This window comes from Pedobacter sp. (genome assembly GCF_965249885.1).
In the GTDB taxonomy this organism is placed as follows: Bacteria; Bacteroidota; Bacteroidia; order Sphingobacteriales; family Sphingobacteriaceae; genus Pedobacter.
This window is the reverse complement of sequence record NZ_OZ252254.1, coordinates 3,516,816-3,533,186: the sequence shown is the minus strand read 5'-3', so window position 1 is coordinate 3,533,186 and position 16,371 is coordinate 3,516,816. Positions and strand designations below refer to the sequence as shown.

12 protein-coding genes are annotated in these 16,371 nt (G+C 36.9%); 6 read left to right on the top strand and 6 right to left on the bottom strand.

Annotated features, from left to right (window positions below):
- Positions 1-64: 64 nt before the first annotated feature.
- A complete protein-coding gene (locus ACY2A0_RS15105) occupies positions 65-919 on the bottom strand; it encodes a dienelactone hydrolase family protein (RefSeq protein ID WP_461790301.1) in 855 nt (284 codons plus the stop codon).
- A 98-nt stretch (positions 920-1,017) separates the two neighbouring features.
- Entirely contained in the window at positions 1,018-4,371 is a 3,354-nt protein-coding gene (locus tag ACY2A0_RS15100; RefSeq protein WP_461790300.1) for a TonB-dependent receptor, read from the bottom strand.
- A gap of 335 nt (positions 4,372-4,706) precedes the next feature.
- Between ACY2A0_RS15100 and lpdA the strand changes: the two genes are divergently transcribed.
- The 4 genes from lpdA to ACY2A0_RS15080 all read left to right on the top strand — a co-directional run bounded on the left by lpdA (position 4,707) and on the right by ACY2A0_RS15080 (position 8,522).
- Positions 4,707-6,095 carry a dihydrolipoyl dehydrogenase gene (gene lpdA, locus ACY2A0_RS15095; protein WP_461790299.1) on the top strand — a complete coding sequence of 463 codons (1,389 nt, stop codon included), beginning with the start codon at positions 4,707-4,709 and terminating at the stop codon, positions 6,093-6,095.
- A gap of 187 nt (positions 6,096-6,282) precedes the next feature.
- A complete protein-coding gene (locus tag ACY2A0_RS15090; RefSeq protein WP_461790298.1) occupies positions 6,283-7,125 on the top strand; it encodes an MBL fold metallo-hydrolase in 843 nt (280 codons plus the stop codon).
- A 31-nt stretch (positions 7,126-7,156) separates the two neighbouring features.
- On the top strand, positions 7,157-7,960 hold the full coding sequence (locus ACY2A0_RS15085; RefSeq protein ID WP_461790297.1) for a metallophosphoesterase family protein: 804 nt from the start codon (positions 7,157-7,159) through the stop codon (positions 7,958-7,960).
- Positions 7,926-8,522, top strand: a complete 597-nt coding sequence (locus ACY2A0_RS15080; RefSeq protein WP_461790296.1) for a hypothetical protein — start codon at positions 7,926-7,928, stop codon at positions 8,520-8,522. The genes ACY2A0_RS15085 and ACY2A0_RS15080 overlap by 35 nt, the downstream gene beginning before the upstream one ends.
- 30 nt (positions 8,523-8,552) lie before the next feature.
- On the opposite strand, the gene ACY2A0_RS15075 is transcribed toward ACY2A0_RS15080, so the two are convergent.
- Both ACY2A0_RS15075 and ACY2A0_RS15070 read right to left on the bottom strand, forming a co-directional pair.
- Positions 8,553-8,771 carry a helix-turn-helix domain-containing protein gene (locus ACY2A0_RS15075; protein ID WP_461790295.1) on the bottom strand — a complete coding sequence of 73 codons (219 nt, stop codon included), beginning with the start codon at positions 8,769-8,771 and terminating at the stop codon, positions 8,553-8,555.
- A gap of 44 nt (positions 8,772-8,815) precedes the next feature.
- Complete coding sequence (locus tag ACY2A0_RS15070; RefSeq protein WP_461791592.1) at positions 8,816-9,193, bottom strand: DUF2975 domain-containing protein; 378 nt, start codon at positions 9,191-9,193, stop codon at positions 8,816-8,818.
- Between the two features lie 655 nt (positions 9,194-9,848).
- Between ACY2A0_RS15070 and ACY2A0_RS15065 the strand changes: the two genes are divergently transcribed.
- Both ACY2A0_RS15065 and ACY2A0_RS15060 read left to right on the top strand, forming a co-directional pair.
- Positions 9,849-10,709, top strand: coding sequence for a sigma-70 family RNA polymerase sigma factor (locus ACY2A0_RS15065; RefSeq protein ID WP_055130013.1), 861 nt, complete (start codon positions 9,849-9,851; stop codon positions 10,707-10,709).
- 138 nt (positions 10,710-10,847) lie between these two features.
- Positions 10,848-12,296, top strand: a complete 1,449-nt coding sequence (locus ACY2A0_RS15060; protein ID WP_461790293.1) for a glyceraldehyde-3-phosphate dehydrogenase — start codon at positions 10,848-10,850, stop codon at positions 12,294-12,296.
- Between the two features lie 56 nt (positions 12,297-12,352).
- Here ACY2A0_RS15060 and ACY2A0_RS15055 read toward each other — a convergent pair whose 3' ends face one another.
- The gene (locus ACY2A0_RS15055; RefSeq protein ID WP_461790292.1) at positions 12,353-13,099 is read right to left on the bottom strand and encodes a LytR/AlgR family response regulator transcription factor; all 747 of its coding nucleotides are present in this window, start codon (positions 13,097-13,099) and stop codon (positions 12,353-12,355) included.
- 7 nt (positions 13,100-13,106) lie between these two features.
- Positions 13,107-15,980: a sensor histidine kinase gene (locus ACY2A0_RS15050; protein WP_461791591.1), complete on the bottom strand. Its 2,874-nt coding sequence runs from the start codon at positions 15,978-15,980 to the stop codon at positions 13,107-13,109.
- Positions 15,981-16,371 lie beyond the last annotated feature (391 nt).

Below are 16,371 nucleotides of genomic sequence, written 5' to 3'. Positions count from 1 at the left end.
GCATCAGTTAGTAGTGCTGTAGACCCTGAAATAAATTCAGGGTGACGGACTTGAGGTTAATTTACTACCCAAACTTCTTTTTGAACAAATCAATAGTACGTTGCCAAGCTAATTTAGCCGCTGCTTCATTATATCTTGTTGGCGAAGTATCATTATTAAAAGCATGATTAACTCCATCATATACGAATAGCTGATATTCTTTTTTGTTAGCTTTTAAAGCAGCTTCGTAAGCGGGAATACCGGCGTTGATACGCTCATCCAAACCGCCGTAATGCAGCATTAAACTTGCCTTGATATTAGGCACGTCTTCGGACTTAGCTTGCGAACCATAATAAGCTACCGCAGCATTCAACATCGGATCCGCAACCGCCAACTTGTTAGCCATTCCTCCACCCCAACAAAACCCAACTACACCAGTTTTACCGTTACTTAAAGGATAGGCTCTTAAAAAGTCCAGGGCTTTCAAATAATTTCCTAAATTCTTTTCGGCATCAAGCTTTCCGATCAATTCCCGTCCTTTATTTTCATCTTCCGGTGTGCCACCAAATGGAGAAAGCGCATCCACACCTAAAGCGACGAAGCCAGCCAATGCCACTCGCTTTGTAACATCTTTAATGTGTGGTGTAAGGCCTCTGTTTTCGTGAATCACCACCACAGCACCTAATTTTTTCTTATTCCCCTTCGGCATGGCTAGTAGTCCCTTCATATTCCCTTCAACGCCTGGAAAAGCAACCTCTTCCGCATCAACTTCGTCATCTTTTACCGTAGCAGCGTTCGCATAATTGCTTTCCAAACTTGGCAAAACAGTTAAAGCAAGTGCAGTGCTGCCCGTTAGTATCGCTAGCTTTTTCATAAACTCCTTCCGACTGATTTGGCTGTGAGTATAGGAATCGTACAAGTTAATAATCTTTTGATCCATTGTTTTTAGTTTACGGTTTTATCTAAGTTAGGTATAAACAAAAAAATCCCCAAGCATAATGCTTGGGGATTTCAGTTTTGTATTGTCTATTTTACAACTTAGTTGAAGTTATATCTCAAACCAAACTGCATGTAATATGTTGACGAAATACTTGTGTTAACCCTATTTGATTCAGAAATCAATTGATTATTGATAGTATTCAATCTAAAAGTAGGCTTAGTAGTACCGCCTGCTGAATAAGCTGTATTACTTGCTACTGCTAATGGAGCATTGTTATTGATTGTGTATATTCCCCATTTAGCATTGATTAAGTTTCCAACATTAAAGATATCAAAGAACAATTGAAGAGAATTCTTAGAATCTCCAACTTTACCCTGATAAATTTCTTGAGCAAACCTGAAGTCGAATTGGTGTCTCCAAGGAGCTAATGCACCATTTCTCTCAGCATACATGCCTTTTCTAGATTTCAAATATTTATCGCTTTCAATCAATTGGAAAAAGGCATCAGATTGTTGTTGAGGAGTAAAGGTTACCGATCCAACTGTATTGTTTACGAAAGTAATTTCCGAAGGATCTTTAGGAATGTAAATCAAGTCATTATTCTGATTATCTCTATTAAAGTCATTTGAATAAACATAAGAGAACCTGCCTTGTGAACCGCCTTGATAGAATAACGTCATCGTCGTATTCAATCCTTTAATCCAATTAGCTTTGTGCGTCAAACTTCCTACAACACTATGTGGGATAATATTGGAAGTATAACTTAAAGAAGGACTGTTTGAATTTCCTCCACTTTGAGGTGGCAAACTCCAAAGATTAAGAATTTGGTCTCCGCTTTGATCACCAAAGTTTTTAGCATAACTGTAAGTATAAGCTGCTGTCATTTCCCAGTTAGAACTAAATGGCTTCGTTAATTGGAAACTAGTTGAAAAATAACTTCCACCTTTAGCGTTATCCATTACAATAGCATCAAATGCACCTGTTCCAGTAGGGCTAATTAAACCATTCGCTAATTTGTTAATATATCTCGCAGCACCTAAACTTGTAGCAGATGTAGTCGGATAGATCATCCTGTTATCTGGATAACCAGCAACATTTAATGGTTGAGGATCCACTAAGTTTGCGTTTCTAGCATAAACTGCATTGATATCCTTACCGTAAATCATTTCAACAGTACCAATAAAGCCAAACGGTAATTTAGCATCTAAACCTAAACTTGATTTCCATTGTTGAGGAAATTTCAAGTTAGGCGACATCGCCGAAACGCTTGATGGGATAGAAGTACCAGCAGCTGGTAAAGTAGATGGATAAAGATCCCTATAATTAGGATTAAAACTAGGCATATTCGCAGGAACAGTAATCGCACCAGTTGTGGTATTGAACGATCCATTGATTGCCTGGGTAAACTGAAGCATACCCGCATCTCCAGATTGAGAAACAATCCAAACAAAAGGTATACGACCAGTAAAGATACCTGAACCACCTCGTAACTGTAAGCTTCTATCTCCTAAAATATCATAATTAAAGCCAAAACGAGGAGAAGCCATAATACGAGATTTTGGAAGAACACCAGTGTTAATAGTTTCGCCACCGCTAAAAGTTGCAGCAGCAACTAAAGGATGTGTCTTAACTTCGTCAACACCTGGATAAGTAGGTAATTCTAATCTCAAACCAAACGTCAATTTCAATTTATCATTTACATTGATATCATCTTGTCCGTAGATCGAGGCTTGAAAAAAGCTAAAGCTTGGAAAAGCTTGGGATCCATCGGGAGTAAGAGGATAAGTCAACGCAAAGTTAACCGGCTTTTGATTAGTGATAAAATCGTTCCAACTATTGAACACATAATAACCTGTTCCAAAACGTTGGAAACCATTCTTAACTTTACTCCATTCAGCTTGTGCTCCTACAGTAAAGTTATGTTTACCAGCGACCCAAGTTAGGTCATCATTAACAGTATAGGTTAAAACATCTCTTAGATTTCCAAATGTGAATGGCTCATAACCGAAGGAAACTAATGTTGATTTACGCTTAGTAGTTGCAAAATTACCATCTAAGATGTCTACTAATGGAAACTCAGAACCTGGAGATGATCTCGGATCGTTTTGGTGTGCGTAAGAAGCTCTAAGGGAATTATTAAATTTTCCTAATCTAGAGTTTAACTCAGCCGTACCAGAGTATAGGTTAGCTTCTTGGAAATAATTTGAGTTAAAGTAAGACATAGCAAAGATACTTTGTCTATTATCGTCAACGGTAAAATTAGATCCCGAAGTAGACGTGCTAATCTGGGTAGGGCTTTTACTCTCTACTTGAGAATAGCGAATATTGAACTTGTGATTATTATTAATATTCCAGTCTATACGAGCGAATATTTTATCATTGTTACTGTCGTTTGAGTATCCTTGATATGCACCGGTGCTATAACCATAGGTGTTAGCTAAATATGTACTCACTCCATCCATGAAAGTAGCGCTAGGTCTAGCTATGTTTAAAGTGGCATTTTCAACGCCATTTACAGACGCCACTTTAGTTGGGCCAGGCTGAATTGTCTTCTTTCTCTCGAAGTTTCCAAAAAAGAATAATTTATTTTTGATGATCGGTCCACCAAAACTGAAACCATATTGTTTTTCATCTAACTGTTGAATACCAGTAATAACATTATCTACAACACGTACGCCTTGTTGCTTTTCTGAGCGAAAAGTATAAAAAGCATTACCAAAGAAATTATTTTTACCAGAACGTGTAACTGCGTTAATTGATGCTCCAGTAAAACCAGTTTGACGAACATCAAAAGGAGTTACGTTAACAGAAATTTCCTCTAACGCATCAATGGAAATTGGAGAACCACCAGCAGGGATATTTTGACCAATACCGAATTGGTTATTGAAGTTAGCTCCGTCAACTGTAAAGTTGTTTGCACGGTAAGAGCCACCTCCGATAGAAGTTCCGTTTGCTTGTGGCGTTAAACGTGTAATATCATTCACGCTTCTTGTTATTGAAGGCAATTCTTCAATTTTAGCTCTAGAAATAACAGTTGAAGCACCATTCTTTTTTGAGTTCATGATTGGGTCGTTTTTACCCATCACCACTACTTCACTCAATAATGAAGAATTGTCGTCTAGTTTCACTTCTAAATTAAAGGTTTCACCTAATTTCAAGTAAATGTTTTCGAATTTTTGAGTTTTAAAACCCACAAAACTCACTTCCACAACATAAGGACCCCCTACTCTCATGTTACCTATGTTGAAGCGCCCGGCGCTATTGGTAACTACAGTGTAGACTGAACCAGTTGGCGTATGTGTGGCTTTAACACTTGCGCCAGGCAAAGTCTCTTTTGAATCCTTAATTATACCTGTCATAGATGATGTAGTAACCTGTGCGTTCACTGAACTCACAAAACCGACTACAACAAGAATAACCGATACAATTTTCAATAGTAAAGATTTTTTCATGCTTTTTTAATGAATTAATTGTTTTGTTAAGATATGTTAAAAAATACCGATGCAAATCTAGATATTAATTTCCTTACCGCCTCTATTTCAATGTTAAATTATTATTAACTATCTTAAAACTTTTCCACACTTAACATCAAATAAATCAAGCTTAACACTAATTAAATCAACAACTTAAATACTATTTTAGTAATTACAGTGATATAATTTTAAAATATTTTCATCTGTTGCACTACTTTATTACAATTGCTTAATAATGCCTCTTATGGTTTAATCAACATTTTTTTTAATTTTGACCCACAAATTATTACGTTAAATTTCCTTTAAACAAGAATATGAACTACGATTTAATTGTTATAGGCAGCGGACCAGGCGGTTATGTAACTGCTATTAGAGCGTCTCAACTTGGAATGAAAGTTGCCATCGTGGAACGCGAATCATTAGGCGGTATTTGCCTCAATTGGGGTTGTATCCCTACCAAAGCCTTATTGAAAAGTGCACAAGTTTTCGAATACATCAATCACGCAGCTGATTATGGAATTACTACTGCAGAAGCAAAAGCTGATTTTGAAGCTGTTGTGAAACGTAGCCGTGGTGTTGCTGATGGAATGAGCAAAGGTGTTCAGTTCTTAATGAAGAAGAACAAAATTGACGTAATTATGGGTGCCGGTAAAGTTAAGCCAGGCAACAAAGTTGAAGTTAAAGGCGCTGATGGTTCTCAAAAAGAACTGACTGCAAAAAATATAGTAATCGCAACTGGTGCTCGTTCAAGAGAATTGCCTAACTTAAAACAAGATGGCAAGAAAGTAATTGGCTACCGCCAGGCAATGGTTTTACCTCAACAACCAAAATCAATGGTGGTTGTTGGTTCAGGTGCTATTGGAGTTGAATTTGCATATTTTTACGCAACTATGGGTACAAAAGTGACCATCGTTGAATTTATGGAGAACATCGTTCCTGTAGAAGATGAAGACGTATCGAAACAATTGCTGCGTAGTTTGAAAAAAACTGGCATTGAAATCATGACTTCTTCAAGCGTTGAATCTGTTGATACATCGGGCGAAGGTTGCAAAGTGCAGGTTAAAACTGCTAGCGGTGTACAAACTATCGAGTGCGACATCGTACTTTCTGCAGCAGGTGTGGTTGCTAACATCGAAAACATTGGTTTGGAGGAAGTTGGCATTAAAACAGACAAAGGAAAAATTGTGGTTGACGAATACTACAACACTTCTGTAAAAGGTTATTACGCCATTGGCGATGTTGTTCCTGGTCAAGCACTTGCTCACGTTGCATCTGCTGAAGGGATCATCTGCGTTGAAAAAATTGCCGGAATGCATGTAGAGCCTTTGGATTACAACAATATCCCTGGATGTACCTACTGCTCACCGGAAATTGCTTCTGTTGGTTACACTGAAAAAGCCGCAAAAGCAGCTGGTTACGAACTGAAAATAGGAAAATTCCCATTCTCTGCGTCCGGAAAAGCTAGTGCTGCTGGAGCAAAAGATGGTTTTGTGAAATTAATTTTCGATGCCAAATACGGCGAATTGCTAGGTGCACACATGATAGGTGCTAACGTAACAGAAATGATCGCTGAAATTGTAGTAGCTAGAAAACTAGAAACTACCGGTCACGAGATGATCAAATCTGTACATCCACACCCTACCATGAGCGAGGCAATTATGGAAGCCGCCGCTGATGCATACGGAGAAGTGATCCACTTATAGGTTTAATTATTTTAAACTCTAAATTGGTTAATTGTAATATAACAGTTAACCAATTTTTGTTTTTACTCCATTTTTGGAAAAGATTAATCAAATCATCAACAATCAGTTAACCAAATTTACCTTTCTACAGACACGAAGTGACAAAGTGGCAAGCAAATCGTAATTCGTAAATCTAAAATCGTAAATCATGAAACTATACACCATTAATACAGGCAATTTTAAATTAGATGGCGGTGCAATGTTTGGCGTTGTACCTAAATCGATATGGCAAAAAAGCAACCCTGCAGATGAAAACAACATGTGCTCGTGGGCTATGCGCTGCTTGCTTATTGAAGATGGTGGCAGACTGATTTTGATAGACAATGGCTTGGGCAATAAGCAAGATGAGAAGTTTTTCGGACATTACTATTTACACGGCGATGATACCTTAGACAAATCTTTAGCTGCCCACGGATTTCATAGAAGTGACATTACTGACGTGTTTTTAACGCACTTACATTTTGACCATTGCGGCGGCTCAATTGAACGCATAGGCGAGAAATTAGTTCCAGCTTTTGAGAATGCCATCTATTGGAGCAACCAGCAACATTGGGACTGGGCAACTCACCCCAACGCAAGGGAAAAGGCTTCTTTTCTGAAAGAAAATATCCTGCCAATACAAGAAAGTGGACAGCTGAAATTTATCCCTACACAGCAAAATATACACTTTCACGACGGAATCAACATTAGATTTGCCTACGGACATACCGATGCGATGATGCTTCCCCAATTGCAATACAAGGATAAAACCATTGTTTATATGGCTGACCTATTGCCTTCAACTGGACACATTCCACTGCCATATGTGATGTCTTACGACATGTTCCCACTGCAAACCCTGAAAGAGAAACAGGAATTTTTAGACGAGGCTGCCACTAACGAGTATATTCTTTACTTAGAACACGATCCAATACATGCTTGTTGTACTTTGCAGCATACGGAAAAAGGCGTTCGCTTGAAAGATACTTTCTCTTTGGAAGAAATTCTCTAAACAATTAAGCTAATCCAACGTTAAGCTGTGGATGAAAAAAATTACAGCTTACCTATCCATTTGCTTCATTACGCTAATAGGTTGCAATGGTGTTGAATTTAGCCCGAATCAAAAATTTAGAGACGAAACTCCGCAAAACGTTAACAAAACTCAAATTGAGAAATTAAAACCTAAAAACTCTGGAGACCGAATAAGAATTGCGGTTTCGGGCGACACACAAAGAAAGTACCGAGAGGCGGAGCTTTTTGTAGATCAAATCAATGCCAGAAATGATATTGACTTCGTTATTTTAAATGGTGATATCTCAGACTTCGGTCAATTATTGGAATTTGAGGGTATCTATAATATTTACTCAAAACTGAAAGTTCCTTTCATTTCGATTGTAGGAAATCACGACTTAGTAGCCAATGGGCCTTATGTTTTTAAAAGGATGTTTGGAGATTTCAACTTTACCTTTAAATATGGAGAGGTAAAATTCGTTTGCTTCGATTCCAACAGCAGAGAATACAATTTTAATGGCTTAGTGCCCGACATGAATTGGTTAAAAGCTAATATTAAGCTCGAAGCAGATGTGAAAAACATTGTTGCATTTTCACACATTCCACCTGACGATGCCGACTTCGACCCTAAATTAAGGCCAATTTACGAACAACTGGCAATCAATACTCCAGGCTTTATTGGATCCGTTCATGCACACCAACACTCTCCAGACAGAAGCTATCGCCCAATTGGTAGCAATGTCCCCTTCATCGTAACTAATGCAATCGTTAACAGAGCTTATACCATCCTCGACATTTATAATGGAAAAATCGAAACATATCCTGCTAATTTTTAACCTCTTAATCGTTCCAATATTCACATTTGCACAGAAAAGTACATTTTTAAAGCAAATCATTCCAGATTACATCAACCTACAATACGGCGGTAGCATTGGCTATCTGAGCGGTGGCGTAGGTTATTATTTTCTAAATGAGAAAACAACTGTTAGCTTACAATATGGATTTGTACCAAAGAGCGAAGGCGGGCCAATCAATATTTTAACGCCTAAGTTTGCCTACAGACCTTTTGATATTAAAATTACAGATCGCTTAAGGTGGCAGCCAATTAATCCGACCGTTTTTGTTTCCTACACTTTGGGTAGAAACTTCGATAAAGAATTTGACCCCAACCAATATCCGGAAGGTTACTACTGGTGGTCCACAGCACTTAAAGCACATTTGGGATTTAGCACTGAGATTAAAATTTTGGGCGATTCAAAAGCTGCAATCAAAGCGCTTAGTTTATATGCAGAAACAAATACAAACGATTTGTATGCCGTGAGCTGGTTCGAAAACAGAACCACCACCCCTATTACTAGGATATTTTTTATGGGCTATGGCGTGAGGTTAAAATTGTGACGATTGACCGGAAGCTTATTTCATATTTGCTTAACTATCGCTTTCATCGTCCCGATATTCCAATATATCGCCTGGTTGACATTGTAAAGCTTTACAAATTGCATCTAATGTTTCCAGTCTAATTGCTTTGGCTTTTCCATTCTTTAAAATCGAAAGATTAGACAAAGTAATCCCTACCTTATCACTGAGCTCGTTCAATGACATTTTCCTTTTAGCCATCATGACGTCCAAATTTACAATTATAGCCATATCAATAACTTAAAATCATTATTCTATAATTATAAAAACTATTATCAAATTGTATACTCATTTTCTTCCCTCAGCTTCATTCCAACGAAAAATATTTCTGCTATTACGTAAGCAATTAAGCTAGTCAATAGGTAACTTAACGAACTACTTAGTGTAGTAAACAAGAATTTTAATGCCGCACTATTATCCGCTTTTAAAATTAACGCTGGAATACCTACTAACACATTAAATGAAAATAGAATCCCAGTAAGCACCAAGTAAATACCTGCGATCTTTTTCACAAGTTTAGCCTGCTTTAAAGAGAATATTCCATCTTCTATAATTGCGATCAAAACCTTCCTCATGGTAATTAAGACCACTAAAAAAAATACTGTGGGAATGATCATTTTGAAACTAGCCAAAACGGGCAAAATTTTCATCATCGTTCGGAGATGATTAAAGTTTTCTTGCTGAGGCAACCGTTCAGAAAAATCATTGAATTTCACGAACCACGGATTTAATTTAAATACGAAATAGATTGTAAATACAACCAATCCAACAATTGAGATTTCTAGTAGTGATTTTAAGAGTTTTAATTTTTTCATAATGATATCGTAACTTAAATTTAATTTTTATCATCTTCCGAGGACTACATCGGACACTTATTCCCGCCTACATACACTATACATAAGTAATACACTGTGCTCATTTCTAAACGCCAGTTGACTATAGTTTAACTATCGAACTGTGTGTAGCAAAACAAAAACACTTACAACTTATTAGAATGTAGTAGTACATTAAAACAAGACAACTTGAAACTGCCAATTTATGCCAAGCGGTCATGATAAGCGTCTGCAATAATAAATATTTTTTATTACAAAACAAATATTATTTATTGTAAAACAATAAATAAATAATCTAAATCAACAAACACCACTTAGCACACAAATTTAATCTTGGAATGATTTTTGCTATAAACAAACAGTTCAAAAATACGTGACAAAACGTAACATTTTCAGTAATTTAACTTTCTATTCTGCCTAAAAAAACCTTACTTTTGCAGAATCGAAATAACACAACGAGGACCAATACATATAAATGAGACAACTCAAAATAACCCAATCCATTACCAACCGTGAAAGTCAGTCGTTAGATAAGTACTTGCATGAGATTGGTAAAGTAGATTTAATTACAGCTGAAGAAGAAGTAATTTTAGCTCGTAAGATTCGTGAGGGAGATCAAGCCGCTCTAGAAAGATTAACAAAAACCAATTTGCGTTTCGTTGTTTCTGTAGCGAAACAATATCAAAATCAAGGATTGACTCTTGGTGATTTAATTAACGAGGGAAACTTAGGTTTAATTAAAGCCGCTAAGCGTTTTGATGAAACTAAAGGTTTCAAATTCATTTCATACGCTGTATGGTGGATTCGTCAGTCAATTTTGCAAGCTATTGCCGAGCAAAGCCGTATTGTACGTTTGCCGTTAAACCAAGTAGGTTCATTAAGTAAAATTAGCAAAGCTTTCTCTAAATTAGAGCAGGAGTATGAGCGTGAGCCTTCACCTGAAGAGTTGGCAGATATTCTAGAAACTACCGTTGATAAAATCTCTGATACGTTAAGTAACTCTGGCCGCCACGTTTCGATGGATGCGCCATTTGTACAAGGCGAAGAAAATACCTTGTTAGATGTTTTAGAAAACCACGAACCTAATACTGATAGCAACTTAATCAACGAGTCACTTTCGGAAGAGATCAAAAGGTCACTATCTACTTTAACAGAAAGAGAACGTGAAATCATCGTGTTGTTTTTTGGTTTAAGCACAAACCATCCACTTTCGTTAGAAGAAATTGGCGAAAAATTCAATTTAACACGTGAACGTGTACGCCAAATTAAAGATAAAGCGCTGCAAAGATTACGTCACACTTCAAGAAGTAAAATCTTGAAATCGTACTTAGGCTAAGCAGTTTACGGCTTACTTAGTGTAAGTTCAACACGCTGTAAAACAACATTTTACAATAAAATAATATTAAAAAAGATTGGGTACACGCCCAATCTTTTTTTACTTTTGCAGCATTTCTAACCAAAATAAATTTCTTGTATGTCTAATAAATATCAATCAGAGTTTCAAAACTGGATTGAAAAAGAAAAAAAAGCACTTGAACTAATTAAGTGCGTTGGCCATTTGTGGTTCGACAGGTCTATTGAACTGGTGCTTTTCCGTAAACCTTTATTTGATGTAGGCAGTAGCGAAATACTTGCTTATCATCAATATGCTAAAGAAATCAGCGGAAAAGATATCTCTATTTATGAGACCTTGGAACTTGCCAATACCATTGCAAAGTCAAGCCTCGCTCCTTCTCGAATTGATATTGGAAGATTGGCCTCTGAATGGCTTGATGAAAGCAACACGCAATCATCAATGCATGATTTCATCATCAGCAAATTAGGCAGCCACATTGGTAAAGACAAAATCAGCCTAAAACCAAAAGATATAATTTTGTATGGCTTTGGACGAATAGGACGCATAGCCGCTAGGGAGCTAATTGTACAAGCTGGAAAGGGAGAACAATTGCGTTTGCGTGCCATAGTTACACGTAGTTACAGTCCTGAGGAGCTTACCAAAAGAGCAGAATTGTTAAGAACCGATTCCATCCACGGTCCTTTTAATGGAACTATTGTAGAAGACCACGAGAACAACGCACTCATTGTTAACGGACAAACCATTTACTTAATCGCTGTTAAAAATCCGGAGGAAGCAGATTACACCGCTTACGGAATTGATAACGCCTTGGTGATAGACAATACCGGTGTTTACAGGGACAGAGACGGTTTATCTAAACACTTACAAGCAAAAGGTGTAAGTAAGGTGTTGTTAACGGCGCCAGCAAAAGGCGACATTCCAAATATTGTAACTGGAATTAATGACGGTGATTTCGATTTTAAAGAGGAAAATATTTTTTCGAATGCATCATGTACCACCAATGCAATCATCCCTGTACTTAAAGTAGTAGAGCAGAATTTCGGCATAGAAAAAGGCCATATAGAAACGGTCCATTCTTATACCAACGACCAAAACTTGCTAGATAATTATCATAAAAAATACAGAAGAGGCAGAGCCGCAGCATTAAACTTGGTAATTACAGAAACAGGCGCAGATAAAGCTGTGGCAAAGGTTTTGCCTGAATTAGCTGGCAAGTTAACCGGTAATGCGGTACGCGTTCCTACGCCAAATGTTTCTCTAGCCATATTAAATCTTTCATTAAATACGCAAACAAGTAAAGAAAATATCGCAGATGTACTGAAACAGGCTTCATTGTTTGGAGATTTATCTGAACAATTAGAATACTCTGTATCAAACGAATTGGTAAGCAGCGACCTAATTGGGAACAGCCATGCTTCTATCGTTGACGGACCAGCTACCATCTTATCCAAAGACGGCAAGTCTGTAGTGCTTTACGCTTGGTATGATAACGAATACGGCTACACCCGCCAAGTAATTCGATTGGCTAAAAAAATTGCTGGTGTAGTGAGGTTAACTTACTATTAATTCGCAAACCTACCGATGAGACTTATGATAGACCATACAAACTTCATAAGTCTCATTTATCTTCTCACTAGCTTTATCTTGTCCAGAATGAGTTGAGCTTTTTCTGATGAAATTGGAACGGACTGGTGATTGCTAAAAAACAAACTTCCACCATCACTTTTATTATACGAAACCACATGGTCAAGATTGACAATATATGATTTATGTGGCCTGAAGAAAGAGTGACTACCAACAAGAACGTCTTCAAAATTTTTCAAATTTCTACTTACCATGTGCTTGCTGCCATCCAACATGGTAATTTCCGAGTATGCACCCTCGCCCTTTATAAATAAGATTTTCATCGCCTCTAAAAAGATAAGCGAAGTACCTGAAGGAATGGCGATTTTACCTAGGCTAGCCTGGTGCAAATTTTCCTTTAACACCACATAATCTTGTAGCTTGACCTGTTGCTTTTTAACGCGTTGTATGGCGCTTGCCAACTCATCTGGAATAATAGGTTTTAAAAGGTAGTCAACAGCCGAAAACTTAAATGCTTTTACAGCATATTCGTTATAAGCAGTAGTAAATATGATACTGAAATTTATTTCGTGCTCATCAAAAAAATCCAACAGCTCTAAACCGCTATGCCCTGGCATTTCTATATCCAGCAAAACAATTAATGGTTTTAACTTACGAATAGCTTTAACCCCTTGCGATAAATTTTCACACTCGGCGACTATATTTACTTCCGGACAATACTCCTTCAGTATTAACGACAAGTTGATCCTCGCCCTTTTCTCATCATCTATGATTATTGCATCCATACATCAGTTAGTTTAGGGGAAATTTAATGATTACTGTAGTACCCATTGATTGATCATTTGCAGCGATTTTATCTATATATTCTACGGTAATTTTGTGCTTTTTATTTTCGTTAATGAGGTCAATTCTACTTTGGATAGCTTCAGTAGCAAAAGACTTATGCGTGCCCTGCTTAATTTTGTTTAATTCGATACTTTTTTTTCTACCAATACCATTATCATCGATACGCACTATAAGTTGATTATTGGAATTTTCGAATGTAATTTTCAGCTGCTTAGGCCCGGCTTTATGCAGTAGGCCATGTTTTACTGCATTCTCCAGATAAGGTTGCAACAACATTGACGGGATTTTAAGCTCTTCTTTATTTCCAATACCTAATTCAATAATCTGGTATTCGAAATCATTGTCAAACCTAGCTTTTTCAATATCTAGATAAAATCCAATGGTCCTTATCTCCTCAGCCAATGAAACTTCTTCCTTTTCCGACATTTCTAAAATGGTACGGGTAAGGTTGGCGAATTTAGATAGATAGTTTACTGCCTGTTTTTTCTCATTCGCCAAAACAAAGGATTGGATGGTGTTTAACGCATTATAAAAAAAATGAGGATTCATCTGTGATTTGATAGCCTTTAACTTAGACTGGTTCAAATTATTTTCGAGACTGACTCTGTCTAACTTGAGTTGATTGCGCCTATTATTTTGCTCAATCTTGAATTTAGAAATTAAATAACCAGCTATAATCAGCAGCCCACATAGAGATGAAATAAACCAAAACGACAGCCATAAAGGCTTATTTATTGTGAAGCTTACCCTTTCAACCTCCAAACCATCTACCTTAAACACCACTTTGTACTTACCAGGTGAAAGCGAACTCAGCTTTAAGCTGCCACTCTGTGAAGCAAGCGGTAGCCACTTGTCATCATTTAATTTGTAGTAGATATCCGATTTTTCTTTAGGTGTAAACGCTAAAAGGGCGTAGTCAATTTCCACATTATGCTGACGGTACGACAATTGATTTAACTCGGTTTTTGCGACAGCCCGATTGTTAACGGTAACTTCCTCAATTAAAAATTGATTTAGATAATTACTTTTTTGACTCTGTTTGTTATCGATAAGCATACCTTTCGATGTTGCCATTATTAAATGTCCTCCAGCATCGACTACATCTGTCACGTCAAAATCTTGGTACGAATTAGACAACTTATTTAATAATTTAGTCGCCATGTCGTAAGCGTAAAGACCTGAAGTAGCATAAATAATCATCAAGGAGTTAGATTTGCTAATACGATGTGCTCCTTTAATCACATATTTATCAGAAAGTGTAACAGGTACTATCCTTTGCTTATTTGAAATTTGATATAACTTACCATCAGTAGAAAGCGCAAATGTATTTTCACCGTAGCTGACTAAGTTTTTAATGTAGAGTACTTCGTTTTTATATCTGATTTCTCCGGCAGCATTTAAGTTTACGTAATACAACCCCAAATTAGTCGCATAATAAATCGTTTTGTGCACTACATTGTAGGATGTGGATTTTGCATTCACGTTAGACATTAACGCCGCTTGAGAAAAATGATGAATAGTATTTTCTTGCGCTTTAAATAGCGTATCCCAATTGCTTTTAAATGACCTGTCGCCTACTGTGAACAATCCAAACGAACCGCTTGCAGCAAAACTGAAGTACTTACCGTCTACTTTATCAACTTCCTTGATGGCAATTCGTGCATTAATTATTTTTTTCCGTTGCTTAGAAAGCACGTTAAAAGTATTTGATGAGAAAATGATATGACCAGTTTGTCGATCTACAAATAGTTGATTTATGGCATGGTTACTATCGCCTCGATGCAGCAGTTTCACCGAATTTCCCTTTAAATCCATTTGATAAATCGCATCGTCCTCGGTAGATATATACAGTAAATCCTTGTCCAAACGAACTTTTACAGGACGCGATTTCATTTCTATGAGCTTGTTTGTAAAATCGGGAACCAAGAGCACTCCTTTATTCACAGTGGCAAACCAGTAATTGTTCTTTCTATCTTTAAAAACACTGGAGATGTTAAAGCTGCTGAAATAACTTTTATAATGCTCAAACTTATCTACCAAATAAGCTCCTTTAGGATTACAAAGCCACAAGCCGTCAGCGGTTACTGTAACATTTTGAACGAAGTTAATAGCGTTTGGCCGTTTAAACCTCACCAATTTGCCATCAGTATTCAATAGCTGATGAGCGCTCGTATTCTTTGATATGAAAACTAGTCCTTGAGCAATTTTCTGTATAATTACTGGGAAAACACTATTGCCGGCAACCTTGCTTACAAAAGGCAGCTTTCTAACCAACTTACCATCTGAAATTTCATATAAAAAATCGCCCACAACGTAAAACCGATCGTCAATCATGCTGGCAGATGATATTGAACTATCTTTAATTGCAATACATTTTATAAACTGAAGTGTTTCGATATCATAAACAGATACGCCTTTCTCGGCTACGATATACAGGTAGTTGTCATCAATACCATATTTAAAATAACCACTCGGCTTTTTATTGTGCAACGCGTGAAGTCTCCCTGCTTCAACATAGTAGATATAACCATCAAAATTGCTATACCAAATCCTACCGAACCGATCTTGAGCAATACAAGATCCCGCTTTAGATGTCTGCGCATCACCAGAAAACGATGTATATTTTGTACCGTCGTATCTGCATAGTCCTTCATCGGTAGCAAACCAAATGTAACCCGTTTTGTCTTGAAAAATATCGTAAACACTGTTAGAGGGTAAGCCACTCGTTTTATCGATAAGGTAATGATAAGGGTCTTGGCCATATAAGCTATGACCAAAAGCGAAGCAAATAAACAGGAGGGCTTTCAACCGTTTTATCATTATAATTCAAATGTAAGCAACAGGGCTGCACAACAACTAATATAGTTTACAAAACCTCAATAAGCATTAACAAACGCTTATAAAATAGTAAATCGAAAGGCTTTTCAGAATCATTTATATTTCGTTAACCAATATCAGGCTTTAGTAAACTTACACAAAGTATCTCTGAATATTAAGATCAACTTTGCTGACAACCAAACATTTAAATCTATGCTTTATTTAAAATTCGCATTAGGCTTTTTGAAGTTCGTGATAAACCAGTCGCTTAGTTTCAAAAGATAATTACGATGAAACAGAGAATTTGAACTCAACTATTTGCTTAGAGAGGCTATTAAGAATATCAATAATCAATAATCAATAATCAATAATCAATAATCAATAATCAATAATT